Raw genomic sequence first — 19547 nt, forward strand, 5'->3', positions numbered from 1 at the left:
GAAGGTGATGATGTCGTCTTTGCCGTCGCCGTTGACGTCGCCGACTGCGGCGACTTCGTTGTGGGGGGCGAACCAGTCGTGCCATTTGGTGCTGGGGCTGAAGGTGGTGCCGGTGGAGAGTGAGACGTGGACGTCGGCGAGGGTGCCGTGGGTGAAGGTGACGATGTCGTCGCGGTTGTCGCCGTTGAAGTCTCCGGTGAGCAGGGTTTCGCCGTTGAGGCCGAAGAAGTCGTTCCATTTGTTGGAGGTGCCGGCGAAGTTGGTGCCGGTGGAGGTGGAGACGTAGACGTCGTTGAGGGTGCCCTGGGTGAAGGCGACGATGTCGTCGCGTCCGTCGCCGGTGAAGTCCGTGGGCGAACCCGCCAGATACCGGCCACCGGACCCGCCACCCGCGTTGACCAGGGAGATGTAGTGGTTCCAGTTCCAGTGCGGACCCGGGTCGGTGTGGTCGTTGCCCGGCAGCTCGTGGTGCCCCTTGATCGCGGTACGGTTCTTCGGCAGGCCGTACTTGTCGCAGAGATAGCGGGTCAGCGCGGCAGACGAGCGGTACATGGACTCGGTGAACCAGCTCGGGTTGTCGACGAAGCCCTCGTGCTCGATGCCCACCGAGTACGGGTTGGCCGACCGCGCGTGGTAGGCGGTGTCGCCCTCGCGCACCATCTGGGTGATCTCGCCGTTGCTCGACTTCACCACGTAGTGGGCGCTCACTCCCGCCGACGGGTTCTGGAACCAGCTCACCGTGCCGGCGTACGAGCCCTGGGTCACGTGCACCACGACAGTGGTGATCCGCGAGGAGCGACCCGCCGCGTAGTTGCCGCCGTACGCCGAGATCCACCGGGCCGGCGCGTACTCCGGCACTGCTGCGGCGAGGGCACCCGGTGCCGCCACCCCGGCGGGGGCGACGCGGGCGTACCGGCCGAGTTCCGGCTGCACCCGCTGGGGCGTGACCCGCGCGGAGGGCGCGGTGATGCCGGCCCGCAGGAGGTCGTAGACGTGGTCGGCGTACAGGCGGGCCGTCGCGTCGTCGGCGGCGTGCGCGTACCGCGCGACCACCGGGTACCAGGCGGAGATCCGGTCCCGGTCGGCGGCCGTGAGCCGCTCGGCGTCGGCGATGTCCCGCAGGAGGGCCGCGCCGCCCCTGATGTTGGCCGAGGTCACCGACTTCAGGGCGGCCACCGGTTGCCCGGTCAGTGCGGCCGCCCGTTCCAGCGTGCGCTGGCGGGGGTTGCTGACCAGGTGCATGACGCCGTAGCCGTTGGCCTGGCTGGGCTGCCCCTCGTGTCCGTCGAGCCGGGTCTCGCCGTAGCCGACGGCGACCAGCAGGTCCCTGGGTACGTCGAACTCGCCGGCCGCCCGCGTGAAGGCCGTGTCGAGCGGACCGGCGGGCCTGGCCGGCGCGGCGGCGGCCGGCGCGGCGGCGGCCGGCGCGACGGGGCTCAGCAGCGCCGCCGCGAGGACGACGGCGGCACCCCCGCGCCAGGAGAGTCTGTCGGGTCTCATGGTGGTCTCCCGTCCGCGGTTCACAGGGTGGTCTCGCCGTTCAGGCCGAAGAAGTCGTGCCACTTGGCGCTGGCGCCGAAGGTGGTGCCGGTGGAGAGCGCGACGTGGACGTCGTTGGTGGCGCCCTTGGTGAAGACGACGATGTCGTCCTTGCCGTCGCCGTTGACGTCGGCGAGGTAGGGGAACTCGCCGGCGAGGCAGAAGAAGTCGTGCCACTTGACGGTGGTGCCGGCGAACGAGGTGCCGGTGGAGGTGGCGGCGTAGACGTCGGCGTTGGTGTTGCAGGTGAAGGTGACGATGTCGTCGCGTCCGTCGCCGTTGATGTCGCCGACGCGGGGGAGTTCGGTGTCGACGGCGAAGAGGTCGTGCCACTTCTGGGGCGCGCCGAAGGCGCTGCCGGTGGAGAGGGCGACGATGACGTCGGAGGCGGTGTTGGGGCCCTGGGTGAAGGTGATGATGTCGTCGCGGCCGTCGCCGTTGACGTCGCCGAGGGCGGGGTACTCGCCGGCGATGGAGAAGTACTCGTGCCACTTCACGGCGGTGCCGGCGAACGAGGATCCGGTGGACAGCGCCACGTAGACGTCGCCGGCCGCGTTGTGGGTGAAGGCGACGATGTCGGCGCGGCCGTCGCCGTTGACGTCGCCGACCGCGCCGATCTCCGCGCCGGGGGCGAACCACTCGTGCCACTTCTGGCCGCCGCCGAAGCTGGTGCCGTTCGACAGCGCCACGTACACGTCGCCGGTGTTGCCGTGCGCGAAGGTGACGACGTCGTCGCGTCCGTCGCCGTCGACGTCGCCGGTCGAGGCGGTCTCGCCGCCGATGGAGAAGAAGTCGTTCCACTTCACCGAGGTCCCGGCGAAGCCCGCGCCCGTGGAGGTGCTGACGTAGACGTCGGCGAGCGCGTTCTGGGTGAAGCTGACGATGTCGTCGCGTCCGTCGCCGCTGACGTCGGTGGCGGATCCGCCGGCGATGGCGTGGGTCCGTGCCGCCTCGTCGAGCAGGGTCCGCGCCTTCGTCGCCACCTGGTCGTAGCGGTCGGGGAAGCCGGAGCGCTGCACGCACTGGGCGACCTGGCCGGCGCTGTAGCGGGGGTTGTTGCGGTCGCAGACGATCGCGCGGGTGACGTACTGGGTGGTGGCGTAGACCGGGTCCATGATCTGCTCCGGCGTGCCCCAGCCGTAGTCCCACCGTTGCTGGAACACCCCGAGCGAGGACTTGTCGCCGCACGGCAGGTTGTTCATGTGCGACTCGACCCAGCCGGCCTCGAACGCGGAGAGCATGACCTTGTCGTTGACGTTGTGGGCGCGGGCGACCCGGTAGACGATCACGCTGATCGCGGGGTCGTGGTTGGCGGGGATCGAGGTACAGGCCAGCGTGCCGATCGGGGCGTCGGCCTGCGCCGGCGCGGTCGCCACGACCGACGCCAGCGCGGTGCAGAGGCCGACCAGCAGGGCGAGGGGAGTACGTCTCACGATGCTCCTCTGAGGGGTGTCAGCGGTGCGGCGAGCGGTTCCGCCACGGAGGCGCGCTGCCGCCAGGAGGGCCGCCCGGGCTGACGGGTGCGTCGCCGCGTCGACACCTCCCCGTCGGTGGGAAATCGATTGCCGAGGAGTATCGCCAGGACCCCGACGGCTGTCAATGCGTCCTGGAATCTTCCTTCGGCAACTGAGCGGTGGCGGTAAAGTATTGACATCTCGCGATGCCCCCCGGTTAACTCCCGAGCAATCGATTTCTCGCGGCTCCGACGGTCATCCTGGAGGGACATCCATGAAGCCCCACCTCCGCCGCTGGCTGGCTCTGGCCGCGGCGCTGGCGACCATGATCCCCCCGGCGGCGGCGCACGCCGCCGAGCCCGCCCCGGTCCCGCGCGGTGTCGGGGCGCTCGCCGTCGTCGACGACAAGGGCCCGGTCGGCTGGGACGTCTACCGCCGCCTCGACCGGCTGCCCGAGCTGGCAGCCGGCAGCCGGACCCGGCAGTTCTCCAGCTTCGCCCGGGACGGCTCCAACGACGACGGCTTCGTCGGCACCTACTCGTGCCTTCGCCAGGCCGGCGGCTGCGTCATCGCCGAGGACCGCGGAGCCGGCGAGGTGCAGTCGATCTGGTTCACCCGCGACGACGGCAACGTCAGCGCCACCGGCTGGATCCGCGTCGAACTCGACGGCGTCACGGTGGTCGACACCAGCCTCCAGCGCCTCGTCGACGGTGGCCTCGGCCACCCGTTCGTGTTCCCGCTGGTCACCAACGCCGACCAGACCTCCGGCGGGGTCACCGTCAAGGTCCCCATGCCCTACCGCGAGTCCATGCGGATCACCACCCAGTCCAACCCGCTCTTCCACCACGTCACCTACCGCACGTTCGCCGACGCGGTCGGGGTGTCCACGTTCGACCCCACCGACCCCGCCACCGACGTGGTGGACAGGCTGCGCGCCGCCGGCCAACGCGACCCGAAGCCGAGCCAGCCCGGCGCGAGCACCAGGACCGCCCGGGTCGACGTCCCGGCGGGCGGGCAGGCGACACTCGCCACGCTCACCGGCCCCGCCGCGGTCACGGCGCTGCGGCTGCGGCTGCCCGACGCGGCGGCCACCGCCTCGACGCTGTCGGGCCTGCGGCTGCGGATCGCCTTCGACGGGCGCGCCACGGTCGACAGCCCGGTGGGCGAGTTCTTCGGCGCCGGACTCGGCGAGCGCTCCGTACGCTCGCTGATGTTCGCCATGGACTCCGCACCCGGCGGCTGGTACAGCGCCTGGTGGCCGATGCCCTTCCGCTCCACCGCGACGATCTCGGTCGCCAACACCACCGGCGCCCCCGTCGCCGGCGTCCAGGCGGAGGTGACCACCGCGCCGGGCACCGCCTGGACCGGCGCCCTCGCCCCCGACGGCGCCGCCGGCTACTTCACCACCCAGTCGCGCCGCGCGGAGACGGTCGGGGGCGGCGACTGGATCGTCGCCGACCAGGCCGGCCGGGGACGGTTCGTCGGCGTGTCCCAGACCGCCCGCGGCCACATCATCGGCGGCAACACCCGCAACTACCTGGAGGGCGACGAGCGCGTCCACGTCGACGGCTCGCCCACGCCGCAGATCTACGGCACCGGCACCGAGGACTTCTACGAGTCCGGTTGGTACTTCAACCGCGGCGAGTACAGCGGCGTCTTCACCGGCAACACCGCCCACCTGCTGCGCTCCGGCGGCTGTGCCGACGAGTGCGACGCCATGTACCGGCTGATGATCGGCGACGCGGTGCCCTACGCCACGGGGCTCCGTTTCGGCATCGAGCACGGCCCCGCCAACGACATGCCGGCGAACTACGCCTCGACCGCCTTCCTCTACACCCAGCCGACCGTGGCCCTGCGCCGCACCGACACGCTGGTCACCGGCGACGCCGCCAGCCGCGCCGGGCACGCCTACACCGACTCCGGGACCCAGTACCCGCTGACCGCCGCGTACGAGGGCGACGACGACAACGCTCCCGTCGCGGGCCAGGTGCGCGCCACGGGCGGCGCCGCCAGCTTCCGGCTCGCCGTGGACCCCGCCAACCAGGGCGTACGGCTGCGCCGGCACGGTGACCAGGCCGGCGCGTACCAACAGGTCGCCGTGTCGGTCGACGGCCGCCCGGCCGGCGTGTGGCGGCAACCGCTGGGCAACGACCGGCAGCGCTGGCTGGCCGACGAGTTCGTCCTCCCGCCCGCGCTGACCGCCGGCCGCGCGACGGTCACCGTCACCCTCACCCCGGCGGCCGGCGCACCGGCCTGGACGGCGGCCCGCTACGAGGCCGACAGCATGGTTCCCCCGTTCCTCGACGTCACCGCGCCGGGCGCGGTCACCGGGCTCGGCCTGGCCGGCGGTCGGGTGCACGCCCTCGGCCTGTCCTGGTCGGCGTCGCCGGACGACGTGGGCGTCGCCGGCTACCGGGTCTACGCCTCGCGCAATCCCAACGTCGCGACCACCCCCGCCAACCTGGTCGGCACGACCCGGACGACCACCTTCCGGCACGGCCCGCTGCCGGCCGGACAGACCCGCCACTACCGGGTCGTCGCGGTCGACGGCGCCGGCAACGCCTCCGCGCCCTCGGCCGAGGTGTCGGCCACCACCCGCACCCGCAACACCAGCGACGCCAACGGCGACCGCCGCGACGACGCCGTGGCGTTCACCCGGGGCGCCACCGCCGACGTGACCACGTCGGTGTCGGACGGCACCCGGTTCGTGCCGGACGGCCGGAGGTGGAACGACTTCTTCGCCGTCGGCGAGGAGCTCCCGTTCACCGGCGACGTCGACGGCGACGGTCGGGCCGACGTCATCACCTTCACCCGGGGCGACAGCGCCGACGTCTACGTGGGGCTCTCCACCGGCACGACGTACGCCGCCGGGGCCAAGTGGCACGACTTCTTCGCCACGGGTACGGAGATTCCCGCCGTCGGCGACGTCAACGGCGACGGGCGCACCGACATCATCACCTTCACCCGGGGCGCCGCCGCCGACGTGTACGTGGCGCTGTCGACCGGCAGCGGCTTCGGCCCCGGCGTCAAGTGGCACGACCACTTCGCGCTCGGCGACGAGCTGCCGGCGGTGGGCGACGTCGACGGCGACGGGCGCGACGACATCGTGACGTTCACCCGGGGCGCCACCGGCGACGTGTTCGTCTCCCGCTCCGACGGGACGCGGTTCGTCGAGGACGGCTGGAAGTGGCACGACTCGCTCGCGCTCGGCGACCAGCTGCCGGCGCTGGGCGACGTCGACGGCGACGGGCGTGACGACGTGGTGACGTTCACCCGGGGGACCACCGGCGACGTGTTCGTGGCGCTCTCCGACGGCACGCGCTTCGGCGCGCAGGCCGGCAGGTGGCACGACTGGTTCGCGGTGGGCGACGAACTGCCCGGCATCGGCGACTTCAACGGCGACGGAAGGGCGGACCTCGTGACGTACACGCGGGGAACCGGTGCGGACACGTACGTGGCGCTGTCGACCGGCGGCGGCTTCGGCCCGGGCGTCAGGTGGCACGACCAGTTCGCGCCCGGCACCGACCTGCCCCGCCCGAGCGTGTCGTGATGCGCGCGCCCCGGATGCTCGCGGTGCTCCTGCTCGGCGCCGCCCTGCTGGCCGTCCCGGCCACGCCGGCCGCCGCCGAGGACGTCGTACGGGCCGAGGCGGAGTCGCTGACGGTGCTCTCGTCGACCGCCCCGGTCGAGGCGCAGGCCAACTGCTGCGGGATCGCCTGGTCGGCGGGCCGCCAACTCTGGCTGCGTGCCGCCCGGGCGGGGGACTCGGTCACCGTGTCGCTGCCGCCGGTGCCGGCCGGGCAGTACGACATCGGCGCCGTGCTCACCCGCGCCGCCGACTACGGCACCCTGCGCTTCGCCGTCGACGGGGTGGCCGTCGGTCAGCTCTTCGACGGCTACGCCCCGACCGTGCGGCGCGTCGAGGCCGTACCGCTGGGATCGGCCTCGCTCACCGCCGGCAGCCACCGGCTGACGGTGACGGTGACCGGCCGCTCCGCCTCCTCGACGGGGTTCTTCGCGGGCCTGGACACGCTCACCCTGCGCCGCGTCGGCCCGCTGGCGGCGGTCACCACGACGGCGTACGAGACGGTGGCCGAGACGCCGGCGCGGGGGCCGCTGACCCGGGTCTACGACCCGGGCGTGGGGGAGCCGACAGCGTGGTACTACAACGACCACACGATCGTGCGCGACCAGCGGACCGGGCTGTGGCACGCCTTCGCCATCACCCACGCCGAGCCCGGCGCGCCGCAGGACGAGAAGAGCTTCGGCCACGCCACGGCGCCCACCCCCACCGGGCCGTGGACGAAGCGGCCACCGGCGTTGACGGCCGACCCGTCGAGGGGCGAACAGTGGATCTGGGCGCCCCACGTCGTCCACGACCAGGGCACCTACTACATGTTCTACGCGGCCGGCAGCCCCGACTACGCGAACTACCGGATGCACCTGGCCACCTCGACCGACCTGTCCACCTGGACCCGCAGCCCCGCCAACCCGCTGTTCAGCGACGGCTGGGAGGCGCGTGACCCGATGGTGACCCGGGTCGGTGACCGCTGGGTCATGTACTACACGGCGACCTCGAACCCGCAGGGCGGCAACCACGTGGTCGCGTACCGCACCAGCACCGACCTGCGGACGTGGAGCGGGCGTGGTGTGGCGTACGCGTCGCCGCACACCGGCCGGGCCGCCGGTCAGACGGAGTCGCCGTTCGTGGTGCGCCGGGGGGACTGGTGGTACCTCTTCGTCTGCTGCGACGGCACCGACTACGGCGCGGCGTACCGGCGCACCGCCGTCTACCGCAGCCGCGACCCCCTGCGCTTCGAGGGGGCGGAGAAGGTGACCGTACTCGACGCGCACGCCGCCGAGGTCGTGGTCGACGGGGAGAACTGGTACCTGAGCCACGCCGGCTGGGGCCAGGGCGGGCTGTGGCTCGCCCCGCTGACCTGGTCCACCCAGGTGGTCGCCCGCGGCTACCAGGTGAGCACCGGTTTCCTGCGCGCCGACGTGCGCACCTGGCCGCACACCCGGATCGCGTCCCTGGCGGTCGACCCGGCCGGCGCGGGGGCGTACCGGCCGGCGTTGGACTCGTCGCACCGGGGCACCGGTCCCTACCTGTCGGTCGGCCGCTTCGACGTCACGGACCGGGCGGGCCCGCCGGCAAGGGTGGACGTCTCCGCCGACGGTTCCCGGATCAACCTGGTCGGCATGCGGATGGGCGACGAGCCGGTCACCGCCGACTGGCTGCTGACCGTGGCGCCCCGCTGGACCGGGCCGGCGCTGCAGAGCGACGTCACCTGGTCGGTGACCGGCCAGACGACGGCGCCGGTGTGGGAGGTGGCGTTCAACGTCGACGGTGCCCTGCCGGCGGTCGGGGATCCCGCCGTGGCGGCCCGGCCGACGGGGGACGTGCCGGGGATGCCGACGTGGTCGATGACCTCCGGCGCGAATCTGTCCCTTGTGGCCGCCCACCGCTGGGCCTCGGCGTGGCGCGGCGACAACACCTGGTACGACGCCGGCCACGCGATGGCGGCCTGGCAGCCGCTGTGGCGCAACGGGGGCGCCGCGTGGCCGCCGGGGTCGTACCCGGGCGGGACGTGGCGGTTCGCCGCCAGCGGGGTGGGGCGGGACACCGCGTTCGCCGAGACCGTGCACGCGGCGGTCAACGCGGTGCCCTGAGGGGCCGCCGGTGCGGGTCGGGCGGCGGGGCGGCGGCCCGGCCCGCACCGGGGGCGTTGACATCACTTCGACGTCCGTCTATGTTGCCAGAAATCGATTTCCGATCTCCCCGGAGGCCCGCGTGAGCGACCAGGTGACCGTCGCCATGTCGGGCATCACCAAGCGCTTCGGCGGCGTCCACGCCCTGCGCGGCGTGGATCTCACCCTGCGCGCCGGCGAGGTCCACGCCCTGCTGGGGGAGAACGGGGCCGGGAAGTCGACCCTGATCAACATCCTGTCCGGCGTCGTCACCGACCACGGCGGGGAGATCTCGATCGGCGGCCAGCCCGTGCGCTTCGCCGGCCCGGCAGCCGCCCAGGCCGCCGGCATCGCCACGATCCACCAGGAACTCGACCTGGTGCCGGCGCTCTCCGTGGCCGAGAACCTGGTGCTCGGCCGGGAACCGCGCACCAGGCTGCGGACGCTCGACCGGCGGGCGATGGCCCGCGCCGCCCAGGACTGGCTGGGCCCGCTCGGCGCCCGGATCGATCCGCGCCGGCCCGTCGGTTCGCTGCGCGTCGGCGAGCAGCAGCTCGTCGAGATCGCCAAGGCGCTCTCCCTCGACGCCCGCGTCCTCGTCATGGACGAACCGACCGCCGCGCTCGCCGACGCCGAGGTGCGGCGGCTGATGTCCACCATCCGCGCGCTGCGCGAGCGCGGCGTGGCCGTCGTCTACATCTCCCATCGCCTCGAGGAGATCGAGCACATCGCCGACCGGGCCACCGTCCTGCGCAACGGCGAGGTGGCCGGCACGCTGCGCCCGGACCGCGCCGACCGGCAGCGGATCATCACGCTGATGGTCGGCCGCCCCGCCGAGGCGCTGTTCAGCACGGGATCCGCCGGGCCCGCCCGCCCCGCGGGGCCCCCGGTGCTGGAGGTCGACGACCTCGCCGTACGGCCCCGGGGCACCCGGCCCGGACGCTGCGAACCCGCCGGCGTCAGCCTGACCGTGCGCGCCGGGGAGATCGTCGGCCTGGCCGGCCTGATGGGGGCGGGCCGCACCGAACTGCTGGAGACCCTGTACGGCGCCGGCCCGCCCGGTCGCCGCAGCGGCCAGATCCGGCTGGCCGGCCGCCCGTACGCCCCGCGCGGCCCCCGCGCCGCCCTGCGCGCCGGCGTCGGCTTCGTGCCGGAGGACCGCCGCCGCTCCGCCCTGGTGCTCGAGCACCCCGTCGGCCGCAGCATCGTCCTGGCCGCCCTGCGCCGGGTCAGCACCGCCGGGGTCGTCCGCGCCGGACGCGAGCGGGACGCGGTACGCCAGCAGGTCGCCGCCCTGGCGATCAAGACGTCGTCCGCGGCCGCGCCGGTCGGCTCGCTCTCCGGCGGCAACCAGCAGAAGGTCGTCTTCGCCCGGCACCTGCTCACCCGCCCCCGCCTGCTGCTGCTCGACGAGCCGACCCGGGGCGTCGACGTCGGCGCCAAGGCGGAGATCTACCGGCTGCTGCGCCGGCTCGCCGACGACGGGATGGGCATCCTGCTCGCCTCGTCGGAGCTGCCCGAGCTGACCGGCGTCTGCGACCGGATCGTGGTCCTGCGGCGCGGACGGGCCGTCGCGGAACTCGCGGCCGACGGGTGCACCGGCGAGGACATCCTGACCGCGGCCATGGGCGGCACGGCCGCCGGAGGGGACGACCGATGACCCACCTGCGCGCACCGGACAAGGGGCCCGGCACGCCACTGGCGCCGGCCGGCGGCGACCCGGCGGCCGGCGCCGGCCGGTGGCGTTGGGCCGGCGGCCGGGGCGACCTCGTCGAGCGGCTCTTCGCCGTGCAGAGCCTCTTCGCGCTGCTGCTGGTGTTCGTGCTGGCCATCGCCGTCTCGCCCCGCCGCGACGGTGAGATCCTCTTCCTCTCCACGGAGAACCTCGGCAACATCGTCCGCGCGGTGTCCGAGATCGGGATCATCGCCATCGGCATGACGTTCGTCGTCCTGCTCGGCGGCATCGACCTCTCCGTCGGCGCCATCCTCGGCCTCTCCGCCGTCGGCACCGCGACGCTGATGGTCGACTCCGGGCTCGGCATCCTGCCCGCCGTCACCGTCGTGCTGCTGATCGGCGCCCTCTTCGGCGCGTTGCAGGGCTACGCGACAGCCCGGCTCGGCATCCAGTCGTTCATCGTCACCCTCGCGGGACTCCAGGTCGCGCGCGGCCTCGCCCGGATCTGGTCGGGCGGGCTCGGCATCCCGATCGCCTACGGCGACGGCCCGCAGGAGGCGCCCCCCGCGTTCGAGATCCTCAACGGCACGATCAACGGGGTGCTGCCCGTCCCGGCCGTGCTGTTCATCGGCATCGGGGTGGCCGCGATCGTCGTGCTGCGCAAGACCGCGTTCGCCCGCCACGTCTACGCCATCGGCGGCAACGAGAAGGCCGCCCGCCTCTCGGGCGTGCCCGTGCTGCGGGTCAAGGTCGCGGTCTTCGCGATCGCGGGCCTGCTCGCCGCAGTCGCCGGGATCATCCACGCCGGACAGCTCAACCAGGGCAGCCCCAACGACGGCGCCGGCTACGAACTCGACGCCATCGCCGCCGTGGTCATCGGCGGCACCAGCCTCGCCGGGGGCACCGGCTCGATGGGCGGCACCCTCGCCGGGGCGCTGCTGCTCGGCATCCTCAACAACATCCTCGCGCTCAACAACATCGACGCCAACGTGCAGCTACTGATCAAAGGGCTGGTGATCGTGGCCGCCGCCGGGCTGCAGAAGCTCCGCCGCAGCATCGTCTGAACCGCCACCGAACAAGGAGCGTCATCATGCGCACCCGTACCGTCCTTCTCGCGCTGCTGTGCACCGGCGCGCTCGTCACCTCCACCGCGTGCAGCGTGGAGAAGCCGTCCGACGGCGGCGACGCCACGGCCGCGAAGTGCGGCGCCGGCAAGGACTTCCTCATCGGCATGTCGCAGGCCAACAACGCCGAGCCCTACCGGCAGGTCATGAACAACGACGTGCAGACGGCGGCGAAGTCCGTCCCCGGGTTCACCGTGGTGGTCGCCGACGCGGCGCAGGACAACAGCAAGCAGGTCGCCGACGTGGAGAACTTCCTCACCCAGAAGATCGACCTGCTGGTCATCTCGCCGAACGAGGCCAAGCCGCTGACCGCGGTGGTGCGCAAGGCGTACGACCGGGGGGTCCCGGTGATCGTGCTCGACCGCAAGGTGGAGGGCGAGGCGTACACGGCCTTCATCGGCGGGGACAACGTCGCCATCGGCAGGGCGGCCGGCGAGTTCTACGCCACCACGCTGCTGCCCGCCGGCGGCAAGGTCATCGAGATCGCCGGGCTGCCCGGCTCCACGCCGGCGGCCGAACGCGCCCAGGGCTTCCGGGAGGGCATCGCGGCCAACCCGAAGATCGAGGTCGTCGCCTCCCAGCCGGGGGACTGGCTGCGGGAGAAGGGCCAGTCGGTGGCCGACGCGCTGCTCAAGGCCCACCCCGACGCCGCCGCCGTGTACGCCCACAACGACCCGATGGCCGAGGGCGCGTACCTGGCCGCGAAGGCGGCCGGGCTGCACACGAAGGTGAAGTTCACCGGCATCGACGCCCTGCCGGTGCCGTCGGGCGGGATCAAGGCCGTCGAGCAGGGCCGGCTGGCGGCGACCTTCCAGTACGCCACGGGTGGCCGGGAGGCCGTCGACCTGGCCCGCCGGATCCTGGTCGACTGCGCCGAGGACGTTCCGCGTACCACCACCCTCGACACGATGCGCGTCACGAAGGAGAACGCCGCCGAGACGTACGCGAAGCTCGGTGGCGTCGCCTGACCGCCGGGCCGGCGCGGCCCGGCGGGCCACGACCCGGACCTGGAAGAGCGGAGGAGACCTGGCATGACGGTGGCCGCGGTGCTCGGGGTCGACATCGGCACGTCCAGCAGCAAGGGCGTCCTCGTCGACCTGGCCGGGCGCGTGCTGCGCTCCCGCGTCCGGGAGCACCGGGTGGACCGGCCGCGACCCGGCTGGGTGGAGATGGACGGCCGCGTCTGGTGGGACGAGTTCGTCGCCCTCACCCGTGAGCTGTTGGCCCCCGGCGACGTCCACGTGGTGTCGGTCGGGGTCAGCGGGATGGGGCCGTGCGTGCTGCTCACCGACGCCGCCGGCACGCCCCTGCGCCCGGCCGTCCTCTACGGCGTCGACACCCGGTCCACGCCGCAGATCGCCCGGCTGACCGAGCGCTTCGGCGCGGACGAGATCCTGCGCCGGTGTGGCTCGACGCTGTCGACCCAGGCGGCGGGGGCGAAGGTCGCCTGGGTCGCCGACGCCGAGCCGGAGCTGTTCGCCCGGGCCCGGCGGCTGTTCATGCCGAGCTCCTGGCTGGTCTGGCAGCTGACCGGCCGGTACCTGCTCGACCAGCACTCGGCCAGCCAGTGCACGCCGCTGTACGACAGCGCGGCGCAGACCTGGTACCGCCCCTGGGCCGACGAGATCGCCCCGGGGCTGGAGCTGCCCGAGCTGCGGTGGCCCGGCGACGTGGCGGGTGCGGTCACCGCCGGGGCCGCCGCGACCACCGGGCTGCCGCCGGGCACCCCGGTCGTGACCGGGACGATCGACGCCTGGTCGGAGGCGGTCAGCGTGGGCGCCCAGGGCGTCGGCGACCTGATGCTCATGTACGGCACCACGATGTTCCTCGTGCACACGGTGCCGCACCCGCTGACCAGCCCGGCGCTGTGGGGCACGGTCGGCGCGCTGCCGGGCACCCGCAACCTGGCCGGCGGCATGGCGACCTCCGGGGCGATCACCGGATGGCTGCGGGAGCTGTTCGACGCCGCCGACTACCCCGAGCTGCTGCGCCTGGCCGAGCGCTCCGGGCCGGGCGCGCGTGGCCTGCTCATGCTGCCGTTCTTCGCCGGCGAGCGGACCCCCATCCTCGATCCCGACGCCCGGGGCGTCATCGCCGGCCTGACGCTCTCCCACGGGCGCGGCGACATCTACCGGGCGGCGCTGGAGGCGACCGGGCTGGCCGTGCGCCACAACATCGAGACCATCGAGGCGGCCGGCGGCGACATCCGCCGCGTCGTGGCGGTGGGCGGCGGCACCCGGGGCGACCTCTGGACGCAGATCGTCTCGGACGTCACCGGCCGGGCACAGCACATCCCGTCGGTCACCATCGGCGCGAGCTACGGCGCCGCGTTCCTCGCCGCCGGCGCGGTGCAGCGGGTCGACATCCACCGGTGGAACCCGATCCGGGAGGTCCGGGAGCCGCGCCCGGCGCTCGCCGCCGACTACGCGGAGCTGTACGGGCTCTACCGGCAGCTCTACGCCGGCTCGAAATCCGTCGCCCACGTGTTGGCCGCCCGGCAGACGCGCCTCGCGACCCCGCCCCAGCCAGGTACCGACGAGCCAGTGGAGGAAGTCAACCCGTGAGCAACTACACCATGCCGGTGCTGGTCGACCCGCCGGCCGCCGCCCCCCGGACGGTCTACACGGTCGCCAGCGGCGACCTGCGGCCGGCCGCGAACGTCACCGGTTGGCCGACCCAGCAACGCCTGGAGGCGGACCTCGCCGACGCGGTGACCGCCCTGGGCTGGCAGACCCGGCGGGCCCATCCGGTGGACGCCGGCGCGGGCCACGGCTTCATCGACAGCCAGCGCGCCGGCATCGAGGTCTTCCAGGGGATCCCGGTCGACGCCCCGCTCGTCGTCGTGGAGGCGGTGTGGCAGTACAGCCACCACGTGCTGGCCGGGCTGCGTGCCCACCGCGGCCCGATCCTGCTCGTGGCGAACTGGAGCGGGGAGTTCCCCGGCCTGGTCGGCCTGCTGAACCTCGCCGGCAGCCTCACCAAGGCGGGCGTGCGGTACTCGGCGCTGTGGAGCGAGGACTTCACCGACGAGTGGGCGCGCGACGGGCTGAAGGCCTGGCTGGAGACCGGCGAGGTGGTCCACGACGAGAGCCACGTGCGGGACCTGCCGCCGTTGCCGCCCGATCCCGAGGTCGCGCTCGGCGTGGCGCTGGCCCGCCAGTTGCGACGCCGGCCGGCCGTCGTCGGCGTCTTCGACGAGGGCTGCATGGGCATGTACAACGCGATCATCGACGACGAGCTGCTCAACCCGCTCGGCGTCTACAAGGAGCGGCTGTCGCAGAGCGCGCTGGTGGCGGAGATGTCGCGGGTGAGCGACGAGGAGGCGCACGCGGTGCGGGCCTGGCTCGACGCCGCCGGGATGACCTTCCACACCGGCACGGACGAGGCCACCGAACTGACCGACGCCCAACTGCACAGCCAGTTCAAGATGTACGTCGCCGCGCTGCGCATCGCCGACGACTTCGGCCTGGACGCGGTCGGCATCCAGTACCAGCAGGGGCTCAAGGACACGGTGCCGGCGAGCGACCTGGCCGAGGGGCTGCTCAACGACGTGTCCCGGCCGCCGGTCACCAGCCGGGACGGCACACGCGAGCTCTACGCGGGACAGGCCCTGCCGCACTTCAACGAGGTCGACGAGGGCGTCGCGGTGGACTCGCTGGTCACCAACCGGATCTGGACCGCAATGGGGATGGACCCGGCCACCACCCTGCACGACATCCGCTGGGGGGAGTCGTACGGGACGGACTTCGTCTGGGTGTTCGAGATCTCCGGCTCGGTGCCCGCGTCCCACAACGGCGGCTACGACCGGTCGTACAGCATGCGGCAGCCGCCGATGTACTTCCCGCTGGGCGGCGGCACCCTCAGCGGCGTCTCCCGGCCGGGCGAGATCGTCTGGTCGCGGATCTTCATCATGGACGGGGTGCTGCACGCCGACCTGGGCCGGGGCACCGTGGTCGAGCTGCCGGCCGCCGAGACGCGGCGTCGGCTGCGGGCCACCACCCCGCAGTGGCCGATCATGCACGCCGTGCTGCACGGCGTGGGCCGCGACCAGTTGATGGCCCGGCACAAGGCCAACCACGTCAACGTGGTCTACGCCGACGACGCCGACGCCGCCGACCGTGCCCTGCGGGTCAAGGCCGCGATGCTCGACGCGTTGGGGGTGCGGGTGCACCTGTGCGGCGACGTGGCGCTATGACCCGTCCGGGTGGCCCGCCGCCGGCTCACCGGGCCCGGGCGGGCCCACCCGCGCCGGAGGCGGGCTGTCCGTCGGGCGGGGGCAGGGACCGGACCGAACTCTCGCGGACCCGCAGGGTCGTGCGCAGGGTGACGGTCGAGGACGCCTTCGCGGGGTTGGCGATCCGCTCGGTGAGCAGCGACGCCGCGGCCCGCCCCAGGTCGTACGTGGGCTGCGCGACGGTGCTCAGCGAGGGCCGCACCAGGTGGGCCCAGGGGATGTCGTCGAACCCGACCACGCCGCACCGGGTGGGCACGGCGACGCCCCTGTCGACCAGGCACTCCACCGCGCCCACCGTCATCAGGTTGTTGGTGACGAAGACCGCGTCCGGCGGCTCGGCGGCGTTCAGCAGGGACGCCATGGCCTGGTAGCCGCCGTCCTCCCGGAAGTCGGCGTACCGGACCAGGTCCTCCGGCACGCTCCGGCCGGCCGCGCGAAGGGCCTGCTGGTATCCGCGTAACCGCTGGACGGCGGTGGAGATCCGCCGCGGTCCCGTGACGCAGGCGATCCGGCGGTAGCCGCTGTCGATCAGGTGGGCGGTGGCCGTCTCGGCGCCGTGGACGTTGTCCACGAGCACGGTGTCCACGGCCACCCCGTGCGGCTGCCGGTCGATGGCCACGACCGGCATCCCGGCCTCGGTGAGCCGGTTGATCAGGGCCGGTCGTCCCGACGGCGAGATGATCACGCCGGCCATCCGCTCGGCCAGGGCCGCCGTCACGTAGCGGGTCTCCTTCTCGGGATCCTCGTCGCCGTTGCACAGGACCACGGAGAAGCCCGCCTCCTGCGCCACGTCCTCGATGCCGCGCACCAGCGAGGTGAAGAACGGGTTGCCGATGTCGGAGATGATCACCGCCCAGAGACTGGTGCGTTGCCGGCGCAGGCTGCGGGCCACCGCGTTGGGCCGGTAGTCCAGGTCGAGCACCACCTGGCGTACCCGCGCGGCCAGGTCCGGATCCACCGACGAGTGCCCGTTGAGCACCCGGGACACCGTCGACGCCGAGACCTCGGCCACCCGGGCCACGTCGTAGATGGTCGTCATGCGGTCGTCCCCTGTCGGTGTCTCGCGCCCGGTCCCGCACCGGACCCCCCGGATGCGACCGCACGAGCACCACCGTCCGTTGCGGCCCGCCGCCCGAGAGTGGTCGGCCCTGAGATCCTATATGGCAGGGAATCGATTTCTTCTGCGCGTCGTGGCCGCGCCCCGCGACGCAGCGTCGTCCGCCTGCCGCGTACGGCGCTGCGCCACACCGGCCGGCGGCGCGCGCACCGCCGGCCGGTCCGGTCGCCGGGGGCGGGAGGCCACCCAGTGACCGGACCTGGACGCAGCGGTGGTGTCGACGCCGCCTCGGCGGTGTCGGCGTCAGCCGCAGGAGGCGGCGCGGCAGGTCACCTCGATCTCGTAGAGCCGGGCCTGCCGGTCCCGGCTGGCGAGGACGTCGAGGCGCACGGCGGTCGCGCGGACCGGCGTGAAGGTGTGCGTGGTGACCTGGGTCGTGTTCCCGGTGACCTCGTCGAGCACCCGCCAGGTGCCGTCGACCAGGCCGGAGATCCGGTACGACGTCAGCTCGTACCCGCCGTACTGGTGCAGCCGCACGGTGTCGACCAGTTCCGCACCGGCGAAGTCGACCCGCAGCCAGTGGCTGTCGGCCGGGTCGGTGATCCAGCGGCTACCGGAGCTGACCCGGTTGCCGTCGATCACGTGCGCCGGCACGTACTGCCGCCACCAGCCCGACGCGCTGGCCTTCGCGCCCTCGGCGGCCAGTGCCACGTTGCGCCACACCGCACCGACGGTCGTGGTGGCGCTCGCGGTGAACTGTCGGGGCTGGTCCGGCAGTACGCCGTGCGCGGCGTCGACCCTGACGGTGGCGCTCTGCTCGGCCGCGAGCCCGCGTACCCCCACGGTCAACGGAACCTCCACCACCGCGAACGGCGCGAGGCGCACCTCGGTCGGCGCCAGGGCCACCCACCCCTCAGGTACGACGGCGCTGAGCTGTGCCGTCACCGGCGTGCCGACGTCGTTGCGGAGCACCGCGGTGATCCGGGTGTCCACGTCCGAGTCCGGCCGGACCGTGGTGCGCAGGGGCAGGGCCGAGACGGTGAGCAGCGCACCGCGATCGGTGGGGGCCGTGCTCAGGGCGAGCGTGGGGAAGGCCTCCAGCTCCTGGTAGCGCGACCAGGCCAGCGTCATCTGCCAGGACGTCAGCCGGTGCACGACCGCCGTCACCTCGTGCCGGCCGTCGTTGCCGGCGCGGAGGGGGGTGCCGGCGAACTCGTCGGCGAAGAGCTGGTCGGCCAGCGCCCTGGTCCGCTGCACCGCGAGCTGGTTGGCGCCCTCGAACACCTTCGTCATGTACTGCGGATCGTCGCCGTTGTCCCGGGCGTACGCCTGGACCTGGCTGAGCACCTGGTTGCGGTAGACGTCGGTGTGGGCCAGCTCCTGCAGCGTCAACTCGACGTGCGCGGCGGCGGCGTTCAGCAGGATGGCCTGGCGCGCCTGCTGGAAGGGGATCCCCTTCGACCGGCCCGGGAAATTGGGCAGGCGTCCGGTCCGGCTCGCCTGCAACAGCGCCGCGCGGACCACCGACTGGGAGATCGACAGACCGATGTTCCAGCCGGACCAGCCGGCGAGCTCCCCGAACCGGATCCGGGGGGCGAGCAGCGACCGCAGCTCGGCATCCACCTTGCCGGCCAGCGCGTCGTCGCCGACCGCGACGAGCCGGCCCCGGGCCACCGCGTCGTGGATCCGGTCGGCGAAGGGCTCCAGGTTTCCGCCCCCGGCGGTGTTCGCCATCAGCAGGATGTCGGCGTCGGGACCGTCCGAGGGACGGGCGCCGAGGGTACGCACGTACTCGTCGACCAGGGTGGCGTAGGGGACGTCCTGGTAGGGCGCCACCCACTGCTCGCCCGGGGTGCGGGACCACTCGACGTCGACCGTCGGGGCGGCGCCGAGCCGTTCGGTGACGTGCTTGGCGACCAGCAGCGCGCCGAGGATGTCGGCGCCCGGGTAGATCCTGACCCGGTCCTGGACCCCGAGCTGGGCCGTGAGCGCGGCCAGGCCCGCCTTTTCCAGGCGGTGCGGGCCGTGCTCGGTGGCGTCGTCCTGGCCGAGGATCAGGTAGTCGATGGTGCCCTTGGCGACCCGTTCGATCATGTCCCGGTTGATCTGGTGGTCCCGGGCCCGGGCACAGAGGAAGTCCGACTTGATCTCCTCGGGGATCTCGCTGGCGACCTGCTCGTACTCGGCCCGGCGCTCCTCCTGCCCGAGGTTCTCCACCTGGTCCATCAGGACGGCCCAGCGGCGGATGGGACCGGAGTGGATGCCCGGGTAGCTGCTGGTCGGCTCGATGGTGAGGCGCATGATCACGTCGAACGCGTACAGCGGCTTGTCGGGGTTGCTCCGCTTCACCTCGTCCAGCACGGCGAGCCGCCGCCGGGCGTCGGCCAGGCTGGTCTGGCAGGTCCGGGAGGCGACCAGGCCGCCGTAGGCGAGCATCGGGGCCGCGACGACCGAGCCGTCCGCGTCGGCGGCGGCCTTGCGCCACCAGGCGCCGACCGCGTCGGCCTGGCCGTAGGTGAAGTACTCGCCGAGCAGGTCCTTCGGGGGTGTGAGCGCCTCGTGTCCGCCGGCCTCGGCGACCGCGACGGGCGTGTGCGCGGTGAACGGCCGGTCGTCCAGCGGTACGACGGCGAGCCGGCCCAGGTTGGCCGGCGGCGCGGCGGCTGCGGCAGGGGTCCCCGCCGGGGCGACCGCGAAGGTGAGGGCCACCGCGGCGGCGGCGATCACGCTGAGGGTTCGAGGTGTCAGTCGTCTGGTGCGACGCATCGGTTCA

11 protein-coding genes are annotated in these 19547 nt (G+C 73.3%); 7 read left to right on the forward strand and 4 right to left on the reverse strand.

The window, feature by feature from the left end:
- Both ABZ573_RS12440 and ABZ573_RS12445 read right to left on the reverse strand, forming a co-directional pair.
- Window positions 1-1500, reverse strand: a 1500-nt coding sequence (locus ABZ573_RS12440; RefSeq protein ID WP_358117909.1) for an N-acetylmuramoyl-L-alanine amidase, incomplete at its 3' end; no start/stop codon positions are given.
- 20 nt (window positions 1501-1520) lie between these two features.
- Window positions 1521-2972 (reverse strand): VCBS repeat-containing protein, encoded by a 1452-nt coding sequence (locus tag ABZ573_RS12445; protein WP_358117911.1) that lies wholly within the window; start codon window positions 2970-2972, stop codon window positions 1521-1523.
- 295 nt (window positions 2973-3267) lie between these two features.
- Here ABZ573_RS12445 and ABZ573_RS12450 point away from each other — a divergent pair, with 295 nt between their 5' ends.
- The 7 genes from ABZ573_RS12450 (at window position 3268) to ABZ573_RS12480 (ending at window position 15678) form a co-directional block, all read left to right on the forward strand.
- Window positions 3268-6543 (forward strand): DUF2961 domain-containing protein, encoded by a 3276-nt coding sequence (locus ABZ573_RS12450; protein WP_358117913.1) that lies wholly within the window; start codon window positions 3268-3270, stop codon window positions 6541-6543.
- On the forward strand, window positions 6543-8666 hold the full coding sequence (locus tag ABZ573_RS12455) for a family 43 glycosylhydrolase (protein ID WP_358117915.1): 2124 nt from the start codon (window positions 6543-6545) through the stop codon (window positions 8664-8666). The genes ABZ573_RS12450 and ABZ573_RS12455 overlap by 1 nt, the downstream gene beginning before the upstream one ends.
- Before the next feature lie 121 nt (window positions 8667-8787).
- Window positions 8788-10344 carry a sugar ABC transporter ATP-binding protein gene (locus ABZ573_RS12460; protein WP_358117918.1) on the forward strand — a complete coding sequence of 519 codons (1557 nt, stop codon included), beginning with the start codon at window positions 8788-8790 and terminating at the stop codon, window positions 10342-10344.
- Window positions 10341-11423 carry an ABC transporter permease gene (locus ABZ573_RS12465; RefSeq protein ID WP_327028258.1) on the forward strand — a complete coding sequence of 361 codons (1083 nt, stop codon included), beginning with the start codon at window positions 10341-10343 and terminating at the stop codon, window positions 11421-11423. The genes ABZ573_RS12460 and ABZ573_RS12465 overlap by 4 nt, the downstream gene beginning before the upstream one ends.
- A gap of 26 nt (window positions 11424-11449) precedes the next feature.
- A complete protein-coding gene (locus ABZ573_RS12470) occupies window positions 11450-12451 on the forward strand; it encodes a substrate-binding domain-containing protein (protein ID WP_151454158.1) in 1002 nt (333 codons plus the stop codon).
- Between the two features lie 63 nt (window positions 12452-12514).
- Entirely contained in the window at window positions 12515-14047 is a 1533-nt protein-coding gene (locus tag ABZ573_RS12475) for an FGGY family carbohydrate kinase (RefSeq protein ID WP_358117922.1), read from the forward strand.
- Window positions 14044-15678, forward strand: coding sequence for a fucose isomerase (locus tag ABZ573_RS12480; protein WP_358117925.1), 1635 nt, complete (start codon window positions 14044-14046; stop codon window positions 15676-15678). The genes ABZ573_RS12475 and ABZ573_RS12480 overlap by 4 nt, the downstream gene beginning before the upstream one ends.
- A 25-nt stretch (window positions 15679-15703) precedes the next feature.
- On the opposite strand, the gene ABZ573_RS12485 is transcribed toward ABZ573_RS12480, so the two are convergent.
- Complete coding sequence (locus ABZ573_RS12485; protein ID WP_358117928.1) at window positions 15704-16756, reverse strand: LacI family DNA-binding transcriptional regulator; 1053 nt, start codon at window positions 16754-16756, stop codon at window positions 15704-15706.
- Between the two features lie 321 nt (window positions 16757-17077).
- Entirely contained in the window at window positions 17078-19540 is a 2463-nt protein-coding gene (locus ABZ573_RS12490) for a DUF4127 family protein (RefSeq protein WP_358117931.1), read from the reverse strand.
- Window positions 19541-19547: the final 7 nt, after the last annotated feature.

The organism is Micromonospora sp. NPDC007220, from assembly GCF_040634035.1.
In the GTDB taxonomy this organism is placed as follows: Bacteria; Actinomycetota; Actinomycetes; order Mycobacteriales; family Micromonosporaceae; genus Micromonospora; species Micromonospora reichwaldensis.